At 63.2% G+C, this 11,938-nt stretch carries 9 protein-coding genes and 2 pseudogenes; 9 read left to right on the top strand and 2 right to left on the bottom strand.

Translation table 11 applies throughout. The features are described from left to right. The 9 genes and pseudogenes from SX1_RS23210 to SX1_RS25145 form a co-directional block, all read left to right on the top strand. The coding region (locus tag SX1_RS23210) for a Tn3 family transposase (RefSeq protein WP_019054625.1) at nt 1–1,779 on the top strand (1,779 nt) is incomplete at its 5' end. A 31-nt stretch (nt 1,780–1,810) separates the two neighbouring features. Further along, nucleotides 1,811–1,930 carry a helix-turn-helix domain-containing protein gene (locus tag SX1_RS25100; protein ID WP_115381988.1) on the top strand — a complete coding sequence of 40 codons (120 nt, stop codon included), beginning with the start codon at nt 1,811–1,813 and terminating at the stop codon, nt 1,928–1,930. 104 nt (nt 1,931–2,034) lie between these two features. Further along, nucleotides 2,035–2,310 (top strand): hypothetical protein, encoded by a 276-nt coding sequence (locus SX1_RS25025; RefSeq protein WP_019054624.1) that lies wholly within the window; start codon nt 2,035–2,037, stop codon nt 2,308–2,310. A 357-nt stretch (nt 2,311–2,667) separates the two neighbouring features. Next, the gene (locus SX1_RS20700) at nt 2,668–3,852 is read left to right on the top strand and encodes an efflux RND transporter periplasmic adaptor subunit (RefSeq protein ID WP_019054623.1); all 1,185 of its coding nucleotides are present in this window, start codon (nt 2,668–2,670) and stop codon (nt 3,850–3,852) included. A gap of 4 nt (nt 3,853–3,856) precedes the next feature. Next, entirely contained in the window at nt 3,857–7,069 is a 3,213-nt protein-coding gene (locus tag SX1_RS20695; RefSeq protein WP_019054622.1) for a multidrug efflux RND transporter permease subunit, read from the top strand. Next, nucleotides 7,062–8,537 (top strand): efflux transporter outer membrane subunit, encoded by a 1,476-nt coding sequence (locus SX1_RS20690; protein ID WP_043146221.1) that lies wholly within the window; start codon nt 7,062–7,064, stop codon nt 8,535–8,537. Before SX1_RS20695 ends, SX1_RS20690 begins: the two co-directional genes overlap by 8 nt. Beyond that, nucleotides 8,534–9,037: pseudogene (locus tag SX1_RS23205) on the top strand (pentapeptide repeat-containing protein); the annotation flags it as partial. The gene SX1_RS20690 and the pseudogene SX1_RS23205, both read left to right, overlap by 4 nt. A gap of 134 nt (nt 9,038–9,171) precedes the next feature. After that, nucleotides 9,172–10,011: a sulfonamide-resistant dihydropteroate synthase Sul1 gene (sul1, locus tag SX1_RS20680; protein WP_000259031.1), complete on the top strand. Its 840-nt coding sequence runs from the start codon at nt 9,172–9,174 to the stop codon at nt 10,009–10,011. A 127-nt stretch (nt 10,012–10,138) separates the two neighbouring features. Then, nucleotides 10,139–10,333: pseudogene (locus tag SX1_RS25145) on the top strand (gamma-glutamyltransferase); the annotation flags it as partial. On the opposite strand, the gene SX1_RS25140 reads toward SX1_RS25145, so the two are convergent. Together SX1_RS25140 and SX1_RS23200 are read right to left on the bottom strand one after the other, a co-directional pair. Then, nucleotides 10,312–11,169 (bottom strand): TnsB C-terminal domain-containing protein, encoded by an 858-nt coding sequence (locus tag SX1_RS25140; RefSeq protein WP_019054620.1) that lies wholly within the window; start codon nt 11,167–11,169, stop codon nt 10,312–10,314. The pseudogene SX1_RS25145 and the gene SX1_RS25140 sit on opposite strands and share 22 nt — an antisense overlap. Nucleotides 11,170–11,218: 49 nt before the next feature. Beyond that, nucleotides 11,219–11,938 (bottom strand): TnsA endonuclease N-terminal domain-containing protein (locus SX1_RS23200; RefSeq protein WP_019054619.1); only part of this gene is annotated, 720 nt, incomplete at its 5' end.

Here is an 11,938-nt window from a genome sequence, read left to right as displayed (position 1 = left end):
CCCGATTTGCTGGAAACACTCGAGTTCAGGGCCGGCAAGGGTAGTACGAAAACGATCGCCGCCATCGAAGTGCTCCGCGTGCTTAACAGGTCGGGCAAGCGCGATCTGCCTGCTGACGCTCCCATGCCCTTCCGCAAGGAATGGCGGAAGATCGTGGTTAGCGATGACGGCAAGGTCAACCGGCGACTCTGGGAGATCGCGACGATCGCGCACCTGCGCAACAAATTGCGCTCCGGAGATGTCTGGGTTGAACGATCGGCGGGATATCGTCGGTTCGACAGCTATCTGCTCAGCGAGCCAAAGGCGAAACCGGTCGTGTCCGCGCTCGGCCTGCCCTTGTCGGCGGACGAATGGCTGGCACAGCGGGGCCACGAACTGGATCGGCGCTTGAAGAAGTTTGCCCAGCATCTGAAGCGCGACGCCCTGGACGATGTACGGTTCCGGGACGACCGCCTCCAGATATCGCCGGTTCGCACGATCACGACGCCTGACGCCGAGGAACTAGCCCACCGGCTCGATGCGATGATGCCGCGCATCCGCATCACGGAATTGTTTCATGAGGTGGCGCAGGAAACAGGATTCCTCGCGGCGTTCACCAATCTGCGCACCGGTGAGCGCTGTCCTAACAAAAACGCGCTGCTCGCGACCATCCTTGCCGATGCCACCAATCTCGGCCTCTCGCGCATGGCCGCCGCGAGCCAAGGCGTCACACGCGATCAACTCCTGTGGACCCATGACGCCTATATCCGCGATGACAGCTATCGCGCGGCGCTGGCCGTCCTCATCAACGCCCAGCACCGCATGCCATTCTCGCGGGTCTGGGGCGACGGCACCACCTCAAGCTCCGATGGACAGTTCTTCCGGGGAGCCAAGCGCGGTGCGTCGGGCGGCGACATCAACGCGCGCTACGGCGTCGACCACGGCTTCAGCTTCTACACGCATGTCTCCGATCAGCGCGCCCCCTACCATGTCAACGTGATCTCGGCCGCGACGCATGAGGCCCCCTATGTGCTCGATGGCCTGACCAATCACGGCACCGATCTCAAAATCGCCGAGCATTATACTGACACCGGCGGGGCCACCGATCATGTCTTCGCCCTTTGCGCCATGCTGGGATTTCGCTTCTGCCCGCGCCTGCGCGATTTTCCCGACAGGCGCCTCGCGCCGATTGCCCCGGCAGCAACCTATCCCTTCATCACGCCGCTGTTGGGCAAACGCATCCGTACCGACATTATTCGTGAGCAATGGGATGACGTGCTGCGGCTCGTAGGCTCGATCAAGGCCGGCCACGTTGCACCCTCGGTCATGTTGCGAAAGCTCGCGGCCTATGAGCGACAGAACCAGCTCGACGTGGCGCTACAGGAAATAGGCAAGGTCGAACGGACCCTGTTCATGCTGGACTGGCTTGAAAACCCTGATTTGCGCCGGCGTTGCCAGGCCGGTCTCAACAACAGCGAACAACGACATGTCCTGACGCAGGCGATCTACACTTTCCGTCAGGGGCGCATCATCGATCGCAGCCATGAGGCCCAGCAATATAGGGCATCCGGCCTCAACCTGGTGATCGCCGCCATTGTCTATTGGAACGCGACTTACATGGACGCCGCCGTCCAGCATCTGCGAGCGGCCTCGGCCGCGGTGCCCGACGATCTCCTTGCCCATACCTCCCCGGTGGGCTGGGAACATATCGCCTTTTCCGGTGACTTTCTCTGGGATAGAGCGGCGGCATCCGCTGGCCGTAAAGCGCTCAACCTGACGCAAGATATCCGCGTCGCGTAGTTGTTCGCTGGCTGTTCTTCCTTAGCGTTGTCTGGCGTACCATCCACGCTATGCCCTCAAAGACAGCGTCAGCGAGGTTGCGCGACAGCTCGGTGTGTCGCGCCCTACCCTGCGCCGGTTTCGCGCGCGCATGACGCAGGGCGATGTGTAACCTCTATGCGTTGATCAAAGGCCATGAAGCGCCCGCTCGATTGACTCTTGCGGGTAATGAGAACATTTAGAGAACATGATTAGTTCAAGAATGTTCTCAAATGTATGGAAAGCTCCAAAAACCGCGAGATCGCCACGCTGCGCGATCGAATCGCCACGATCGAATCGAACGGCCGCCGCGCGCATGGCGTGCTTCCCTTTGGCATCGACCCGCTCGACCGCAAGGTTCCCGGTGGCGGGCTCGCACTGGGGGCGCTGCACGAGGTAGCGGGCGGCTACACTGACTGCTCCATCATGGGAGAAGGTGTGCTGTCACAAAAATGGGACATGTCCCGTCTTCCGGGACTAATCCAAAAAAAAGTTGCAATCCTCTCGCAATAAGCGTAGAGGCCCCCTTGCCGAGAAGAGTTCGTGGGTTGGTATCCCCACGCTCGCATTTTTGCGGGATCTGTATCCATCGTCCGTTCGACCGCAGGTCGCAGGGCGACCAGATATTCACCCACGGTGCCCTTTTGACCAACCAGGTCAACGGTGCGCGGGTGGACTTTTCGGGCTCCTTCTCGCCGCGCCGTGACCAGACAGATGAGCGCGCGTTTGCACCAGAAATCCCGAGCGCCTGCGCTCATCCCAAATCCGGTTGAGACCGATCAGCAGCCTATGTGGCGCCGTTCGGCTTCGCTTCCCCTTCATTCATCAGCGAGCCTCCGCTTCATCTGTAGCGGACGGCCAGGAGTTCCTATGCCCTCAACACTTTCCCGCCGCCTATTCCGGGCGACTCTGCCTCTTGCCGCGCTCTTCGCGCTGGCCGCGTGCGGAAGCGGGTCGGATGCGGACGGGGGCGACGGCGCGTGGGGTGCCGGACCACCGCCGCTCGTGGTGGCCATGACCGTCAAGGCACAGTCCATTCCCAACATCGTCGAACTGCCCGGCCGTATCGAAGCGGTGCGCACGGCGGAGGTTCGCGCACGCTCAGACGGCATTATCGAGCGCCGCCTCTATCAGGAAGGCACCGATGTGGTGGAGGGAGCGCCCCTGTTTCGCATCGATCCGCGCGACCTCAATGCCCAGGTGGATCAGGCGCGGGCGACGCTGCGCCGCGCCGAGGCCGCGCGCACCAATGCCCAGCAGATCGTTCGCCGCTATGCCCCGCTCGTCGCAGATCGGTCGGTCAGCGCGCTGGAGTTCGACCAGGCACAAGCGACCTTGCGGCAGGAAGACGCCAATGTCGCGGACGCACGGGCGGCCCTTGCGCGGGCGCAGCTCCAGCAGAGCTACACCATCGTGCGTGCGCCGATCGCCGGGCGCGTCGGTCGCGCGCAGGTAACGGAAGGCGCATTGGTCAGCGCCTCATCGGCGACACCGCTTGCCACGGTTGAACAGCTTGCGCCGGTCTATGCCGTGTTCACGCAGTCCAGTGCCGCTGCTCTCGACCTCATCCAGGCGCAGCGTTCGGGTTCCCTCGATGTGCCGGCTCTGTCGCAGATCGAAGTACGTTTGATCCTCGCCAACGGGCAGGACTATGCCGTTGCGGGAAAGCTGGATTTCTCGGACCAGACCGTTGATTCGACGACCGGTAGCCAGACCCTGCGCGCGGTTTTCCCAAATCCTGAGCGGCTGCTGCTGCCCGGACAGTTTGTGCGCGGCAGGCTGAGCATTGGAACGGCACCCAGCGGCATCATGATCCCCGCGAAGGCGGTGCAGATGGGAGAAAGGAACGCCACGGTTTCAGTGGTCGGTCGCGACTCAACCGTAGAAGCACGCAGCGTTCAGCTCGGCGCGCAGGTTGGTGGAAACTGGATCGTCCGCTCCGGCCTCAAGCCCGGCGACCGCGTGATCGTCGAGGGCTGGCAGAAGGCGCAGCCAGGTCAAAAGGTGCAGGTGCGCGGCGACGCTGCCCCCGCTCAGACGAAGGGCGGGCGCTGAGATCATGGACAGCTATTTCGTACACAAGCCCGCCGTCGCGTGGGTCATCGCCCTGTTCATCGCGCTGTTCGGAACGATGGCGCTCATCAACCTGCCGATCGAGCAATATCCGGCGGTCGCGCCGCCGTCTCTGACACTCAGCTACACCTATAACGGTGCCGACGCCGAGACGATGGACAAGAATGTCACCGCCGTCGTCGAGCGCGAAATGAACGGCGTGCCCAATTTCCTCTATATGTCGTCGACCAGCCGCGCCAACGGCACCGGCGAGATCGTGGTCACTTTCACCTCCGGCACTGATCTCGATGTCGCGCGAACGCAGGTGCAGGATCGTCTCAACCGCGCCGAACCCCGCCTGCCTGAGGATGTGCGTCGTCTGGGCATCCAGATTGCCGACAATGCTTCGGGCTTCCTCGAAGTCATCGTCCTCAAGTCCCGTACCGGCGCGACGTCGCCGCTGGACCTGGGGGATTTCGCATCGACCAAGGTGGTCAACGAACTGCGCCGCGTGCCGGGCGTGGGCAACGTCTCGCTCTTCTCCTCGGAGAAGGCGATGCGGGTCTGGCTCGATCCGGAGAAGCTGGCCGGATACAGCCTGTCGGCGTCCGATGCGCTCGCAGCCGTTCAGGAGCAGAACAGCCAGACCGCCGGCGGCGGTCTCGCGGAACAGCCTCTCGCGCCCGGCTCGTCTTTCAATGCGCGCATTGTGACCCAGAACCGCTTCACCACTGCGGAGCAGTTCCGCGATATCATCGTGCGCGCCAATCCTGATGGATCGACGGTCCGGCTCGGCGACGTCGCGCGCGTCGAACTCGCCGCCGACAATTATAATTTCAAATCGACGCTCGACGGCAAGGAAGTCGCGGGGCTTGCCGTCCAGCTCAGTTCCGGGTCCAACGCCATCGCGACCAAGAACGCGCTTTCCGCGCGGATGACAGAGCTGGAGCGCAGCTTTCCGAAGGACATCACCTGGGCGGTGTCCTACGACACCACGCCGTTCATCCAGGCCTCGATCGACAATGTGATCCAAACGCTGGTCGAGGCGATGCTGCTGGTGTTCCTCGTCATGTTCCTGTTCCTCCAGAGCTGGCGCGCGACGGTGATCCCGGCGCTTGTGGTTCCGATCGCGCTGCTTGGCGGCTGTCTCGGTCTCTGGGCCTTCGGCTTCTCCATCAACCAGCTTTCGCTGTTCGCGATGGTCGTGGCGATCGGCATCCTTGTCGATGACGCCATCGTCGTCGTCGAGAATGTCGAACGCATCATGGCCGAAGAAGGCCTGTCTCCCGCCAGAGCCACGATCAAGGCCATGGGCCAGATTCGCGGTGCGATCATCGGCATTACCGCTGTGCTCATCGCCGTGTTCCTGCCGATGGCGTTCTTCCCCGGCTCCACCGGCGGCATCTACCGCCAGTTCTCGGTGACGCTGGCGGTGTCGATCTTCTTCTCGGCGTTGCTTGCATTGACGCTGACCCCGGCGCTCTGTGCCACTCTCCTCAAACCGCACACCCATAAGCCGGGTCATACGCCTGAGCCGCGATCCGGCTGGCGGGGATGGCCACAGCGCTTCTTCAATGGTTTCAACGATCGCTTCACCCGTTCGACTGATCGCTATGCAGGCGGGGTCGCTGCCATGCTGTCGCGGCCGCTGCGCTGGCTCGCTGTGTTCGTCGCCGTGGTCGGCGTGACCTGGCTGCTGTTCGCGCGCCTGCCGGGCGGCTTCCTTCCCGAGGAAGATCAGGGCTATTTCGTGATCAACTATGATGCCCCGCCAGCGGCGACGATGGCGCAGACCGAAGCGGCAGTGAAAGCCGTTGAAACCGAGTTCGCGAAGCTTCCCCAGTCGCAGGAGATTTTCTCCGTCATCGGTTTCAACTTCTTTGGCCAGGGTCAGACGGCAGGCCTTTCCTGGGCGATGCTCAAGCCCTTTGACGAACGCAAGGGCAAGGACCTGTCGGTCGATTCCGCCATTGGCGCCGTGTTTGGCGCGGCGGCGAATGTTCCGGGCGCGAATATCTTCGCGATCAATCCGCCGGCGATCGACTCGCTTGGCAACGCCACCGGCTTCACGATGAAGATCGAGGATCGCGGCGGCAACGACCCGGCAGGGCTTCAGGCGGCGTTGGGCGCCATCCTCGGTGCGGCGTCGCAGAATCCGAAGCTGGCGGGTGTCCGTCCTGAGGGGCAACCGCCTTCGCCGCAACTCTATGTCGACATCGACCGTGTCCAGGCGCGCGCGCTCGGCCTCTCGATCGCCGACGTCAACGCCACGCTCTCGATCGCGTTCGGATCGGCCTATGCCAACGACTTTTCCAACGAGGGCAATGTCCAGCGTGTCTATCTGCAAGCCGACGCGCCGCAGCGGATGACCGAGGATGATGTGCTCAACCTGCGGGTGCGCGGCAGCAGCGGCCAGATGGTGCCCTTTTCGGCCTTCACCAAGGTCCACTGGATGCAGGGGGCAACCCAGTTGCAGCGCTATAATGGCTATCCGTCGCTGACCATCTCCGGCCAGGCGGCGCCGGGCGAGTCCTCCGGGACCGCGCTCAAGGAGATGGAGAAGATCGCTGACCAGATCCTCAAGGGCAGTCAGTCCTATGAATGGACCGGAACAGCCTTCGAGGAGAAGCAGGCGGGCGGCCAGATCGGCCTGCTGCTTGGGCTGTCGCTGATCGTCGTCTTCCTCCTGCTGGTCGGGCTTTACAACAGTTGGGCGATCCCGCTTTCGGTCCTGCTGGTGGTGCCGTTCGGTGTTCTCGGCGCGGTGCTGTTCACCATGTTGCGCGGCCTCTCGGCAGACGTCTATTTCAACATCGGCCTTATCACGATCATCGGCCTGGCCGCCAAGAATGCGATCCTCGTGGTCGAATTCGCGATCGAGGACGAGGTTGGCGACCGCACGCCGCTCCAAGCGACGCTGGAGGCCGCGCGGCAACGTCTGCGTCCGATCCTGATGACCAGTCTGGCGTTCATTCTCGGCATGGTGCCGCTGGTGATCGCCGGTGGGGCCGGGTCGGCCAGCCGTCATGCCGTCGGCACCGGTGTGATGGGCGGCATGATCGCGGCGACCGCTTTCGGCATATTCTTCACGCCGCTCTTCTACTTCGCGGCGCGCAAATGGCTGTCGCGCGCGTCTGTTCATCACGCCAGCGATGCGGAGGAACCGAAACCCTTGCCGCCAACCGCCACACCTGATGAGGGAGGAACGGCTCATGCATAAGCTTCTTTGTCTCGGCCTGACGACCGCCCTTGCCGGGTGCAGTCTCGCGCCTGCCTACCGTCAGCCGGTCGCTCCCATCTCCGCGTCTTTCCCCGCCACGCAGCCAGCCAGCCAGGTGTCTGCGGATATCGGATGGCGCGAATATTTCGCCGATCCACGGTTACAGGCCTATATCGCCGCCGCGCTCGCGAATAACCGTGATCTTGCCCAGTCGGTCGCAAGGGTTGCGCAGGCGCGGGCGCAATACCGGATACAGGATGCAGAGCGTTTGCCGCAGTTGAACGTGCAGGCCGGCGCATCGCGGACTCACCAGCCGTTGAATGCCTTGGGCATGGGCAGCGCGTTGCCAGGCGGCGGCCAGCCGGACAGTCCGACCACGATCAGCTTCAATCAATATTCGCTTGGCGTCCAGGTGCCGAGTTTCGAACTCGATTTCTGGGGTCGGGTGCGCAACCTTTCAGAAGCCCAACGTCACGAGTATCTGGCGACGGTAGAAGGCGAGCGTGCCTTCCGCTTGTCTCTGATCGGTCAGGTTGCCGCGACCTACCTGCAAATTCGGGCAGGCGAGGAACAGATCGTTCTTGCCGGACGCGCGGTCGTCAGCCGGCAGGAGGGGCTGGATATCGCGCGGCGGCGCATGGATGCCGGTGTCACGTCCACGGTCGACTATGACCAGGCCAGGCTGCTTGTCACGCAAGTGGAAACCGAACTGGCGGAGTTGCGCCGCACCACCGCTCAGAACGAAAATCTGCTGACGGTGCTGATCGGCGGGCCAGTTACCGAGGCGCTCCCTGCGTCCCGTCCGCTTGGCGAACAGGGCAACCTCACGGCGATCGAGCCGGGCCTGCCGTCGTCCCTGCTCGCCAACCGGCCCGATATTCTTCAGGCCGAACAGCAGTTGCGCGCTGCAAACGCCAATATCGGCGCGGCGCGTGCGGCCTTCCTGCCGTCGATCTCGCTGACGGGGCTGGCAGGGTTTATATCGCCCGCTCTCGATGATCTGACCAACAGCGGTTCCCGGCAATATCAGGTAAGTGGCGCGGCGTTGCTGCCGATCTTCGACTGGGGCCGGCGTAACGCCCAACTCCGCCTCAGCCGGGCGCGGGCCGACGAACTCGTCGCCGCTTATCAGCGCGCGGCACAGGGCGCGTTCCGGGAGGTCGCCGATGCGCTGGTTGGCAGGCAGCTTTATGCCGAGCAGATCGCCGCACAGGCCAGCGCGGTCGAGGCGCAGCGACGCCTCGCGCAGACCGCCCGAAAGCGCTATGACAACGGCATCTCGATCTATCTCGAAGTCCTCGATGCCGAGCGCAGCCTGTTCGCGGCCGAACAGCAATTGCTGGCCTTACGCAGCGCTGAATTGCAGAATGGGGTATCGCTCTATGTCGCGCTTGGCGGCGGTCTGCGGGAACGCTCGCCGATAACGGCGGGCGGTGAGCCGGCAGCAAGCGAAGGTGTGTTTCCATGACCGTTTCCGCAAAGGCTGCTGAGGATATACTGTGCGTCGAAGGGGAATGTCTGTCGGCGGACGCGGTGGACGGTCTGTGTGCGCCGCGTCGTCCGGTCCGGCTCGTCGATTGTGATCTCGATGGGTTGGACCTCTCACGGCGTGATCTGACGGGTTGGACGTTCGAGCGATGCAGCATGCGAAACGGACGTTTCGACGGAGCCATGCTTGAACGGACGGTCTGGAAGTCCTGCCGCGCACCGATAGCCTCTTTCGTTGGTGTTGATCTGTCGGATGCACAATTTCTATCGAGCGATTTCAACAATAGCATTTTCCGACGCGCAAAACTGACGTCGCTGACAGTGCTGTCTTGCAAGCTGACCGGCGCCGATTTGTCGGAAGCAGCAACGATGGGGCTGGGGCTTTCGGAGACCCTGCTAATCGACGCCAAGCTTCCTGGCGTCAGCTTTCGTAAGCAGAGGCTCGTCAAACTGGATCTGAGCCGGGCTGACCTGCGTGGTTGCGACTTCCGGATGGGCCCGCCGAGTCAGCTCGGTGAAACTTCCACGTGGAAGTCGCCAATGTGCCACGGCGTCATTGCTGCCTTTTTGCTCGCCCGATCCCCATCGTGGAAGTCGCTGCGGAGGCCGACGCCATGGTGACGGTGTTCGGCATTCTGAATCTCACCGAGGACTCCTTCTTCGATGAGAGCCGGCGGCTAGACCCCGCCGGCGCTGTCACCGCGGCGATCGAAATGCTGCGAGTCGGATCAGACGTCGTGGATGTCGGACCGGCCGCCAGCCATCCGGACGCGAGGCCTGTATCGCCGGCCGATGAGATCAGACGTATTGCGCCGCTCTTAGACGCCCTGTCCGATCAGATGCACCGTGTTTCAATCGACAGCTTCCAACCGGAAACCCAGCGCTATGCGCTCAAGCGCGGCGTGGGCTACCTGAACGATATCCAAGGATTTCCTGACCCTGCGCTCTATCCCGATATTGCTGAGGCGGACTGCAGGCTGGTGGTTATGCACTCAGCGCAGCGGGATGGCATCGCCACCCGCACCGGTCACCTTCGACCCGAAGACGCGCTCGACGAGATTGTGCGGTTCTTCGAGGCGCGGGTTTCCGCCTTGCGACGGAGCGGGGTCGCTGCCGACCGGCTCATCCTCGATCCGGGGATGGGATTTTTCTTGAGCCCCGCACCGGAAACATCGCTGCACGTGCTGTCGAACCTTCAAAAGCTGAAGTCGGCGTTGGGGCTTCCGCTATTGGTCTCGGTGTCGCGGAAATCCTTCTTGGGCGCCACCGTTGGCCTTCCTGTAAAGGATCTGGGTCCAGCGAGCCTTGCGGCGGAACTTCACGCGATCGGCAATGGCGCTGACTACGTCCGCACCCACGCGCCTGGAGATCTGCGAAGCGCAATCACCTTCTCGGAAACCCTCGCGAAATTTCGCAGTCGCGACGCCAGAGACCGAGGGTTAGATCATGCCTAGCATTCACCTTCCGGCCGCCCGCTAGCGGACCCTGGTCAGGTTCCGCGAAGGTGGGCGCAGACATGCTGGGCTCGTCAGGATCAAACTGCACTATGAGGCGGCGGTTCATACCGCGCCAGGGGAGCGAATGGACAGCGAGGAGCCTCCGAACGTTCGGGTCGCCGAGCGAGGCGTCGCGGGATTCTATGTGGGGCCCGTCGCGGACCACATCAATCGAGCGGTGGGGGCCGCCGGGGGCGCCCTGCGCTGCGAGGATCTGCACCTCCACCGGACTGACTTCGAGCCGACTATTGAGACGACCTATCGGGGATGGAGAATCCACCAGACCGGCTTGCCGAGCCAAGGGATGATCTTGCTCGAGGCGCTGAACATCGCCGAATGCGAACCTGCGTCGCACCTCGCCGAAATCAACGCGCAGGGGAGAGGAACACCGACGCGCTCCAGCCATTCATCCTTGGGCGTCATCACCCGCGTCATGCACTGCGCGACCGTCGAGGCGTTTGGATATTCCCAAGTCAGCACGAACGCGAGGATCGCCCGTGTGCACTCGTCCAACGCGATGGTGATCCAGGGGCGGCCGACATGCTCCCGATCGAAGACGCTCGCGCAGACCACGTCGACGAGCGTGTGGTCGATCTGGATGCGCTCTAGTGGAAACGTCGTTTCGGGCGTCTTTCGATGTGCAATTCGAGCAGGATTGCCGCGGAGATGCTCGTACCGCTCACGAGCCACCTTCTTCCCGTACTTCAGGCCGACGCGCTCACGCGCCGGAACGCCGGCGAAGCGGCTTCGCAAAGTGTTGTGAGAAGGCGGTATCAAGCCCCGCCGCACGCAGCGGTTTCGAATCTCGGCGAATGCGTGATGGTTCTTGGCCTCCTTGCGATGACGGCTGAACTCCAGCCGCACCTCGGTGATGACTTCCTCGACGCGGGGGTCCAACCGAACCCGCCCACGCCCCCCGCTACGGCCGCGCGGCAACAGGCAGGTCAGCGCGCCGGTATCTCGGAGGCTTTTGCGGTAGCGATTGAATTGCCGCTTGCTGGCGCCGAACTCGGCGGCCGCGGCCTCCACGGTCGCGCTGTCGAACCGACCTGCGGCTTCCAGGCGCGCGATGATGTCGCGCCGGCGCTCGGCTTCGGCGACCTGCGCCTCATCCATCGTCGAAATGTCGAGCGGCGCCCCTGGCCCGGGTAGTGCGCGCTTCGCCTCATAGTCGCTTCTGCGATCCAACAACGGTAACCCACGTCTGAGGTCCAATCGGCTGACCGCGGTCGAGGGAGAGTTGGCCTCGCGCGACCATACGGTAGAGCGCGGGCAGTAGAGCTTGAGGATTAAGACCTCGTTGTTGCGCCAGCGCGAGAATCTCGCTGATGCGATAGCTGTCACGTTGTTGCAGGAAGGCGACGCAAGGCTTGTCGAGGTGGCCTGACAACAACCGGGTGCTGGCCAACCACTCACCGCTCATCATCCGGTCGGTCACCACTCGGAAGATCGTTCCTTCTTGCCCCGCGGCCCACGTTCGCGCGGCGGCATAGGGCGCGCGCATCATCCTGCGGGAGCGCCAAAGATCGCGCTGGGTCTTCACCTCAACGACCGCCCTTCGCCATGAGAGCCCAGCGGCGGCGTCGACCTCCACAACGAAATCAGGTGTGTACCGACGAGCCGCTCCGCGTTTCACATCCTGGAAATCAATCACCAGGCGTTGGGCATAAACGGCGGTGACGCGATGGCTCGTCCTACAGAACATCAGGAAGTCGCGCTCGATCGACGACTCGAAGGATACTAGCGGGCCTCGAGGTGGAACTGAGATTGAGCCGCGGACGGCGCTCAAGGGTCGAGGCGGGAGCGGCTCGTCGGTCCACCTGGACGCCACTTCAGAAACCAGGGACGTCAACTGTCGCCGATTGCGAACTGGGGACGCCTTCTG

This window comes from Sphingobium xenophagum NBRC 107872, from assembly GCF_000367345.1.
GTDB classification, from domain to species: Bacteria; Pseudomonadota; Alphaproteobacteria; order Sphingomonadales; family Sphingomonadaceae; genus Sphingobium; species Sphingobium xenophagum.
Note: the sequence above shows the minus strand (reverse complement) of the source record. Positions and strands in the feature narration are given on the sequence as shown.

What these genes read in the sequence shown, in the direction of transcription:
- sul1 (WP_000259031.1), top strand. Translation starts at nt 9,172, where the DNA reads ATGGTGACGGTGTTCGGCATTCTGAATCTCACCGAGGACTCCTTCTTC.
- SX1_RS25140 (WP_019054620.1), bottom strand. Translation starts at nt 11,169, where the DNA reads ATGGATGAGGCGCAGGTCGCCGAAGCCGAGCGCCGGCGCGACATCATC.
- SX1_RS20690 (WP_043146221.1), top strand. Translation starts at nt 7,062, where the DNA reads ATGCATAAGCTTCTTTGTCTCGGCCTGACGACCGCCCTTGCCGGGTGC.
- SX1_RS20695 (WP_019054622.1), top strand. Translation starts at nt 3,857, where the DNA reads ATGGACAGCTATTTCGTACACAAGCCCGCCGTCGCGTGGGTCATCGCC.
- SX1_RS20700 (WP_019054623.1), top strand. Translation starts at nt 2,668, where the DNA reads ATGCCCTCAACACTTTCCCGCCGCCTATTCCGGGCGACTCTGCCTCTT.
- SX1_RS25025 (WP_019054624.1), top strand. Translation starts at nt 2,035, where the DNA reads ATGGAAAGCTCCAAAAACCGCGAGATCGCCACGCTGCGCGATCGAATC.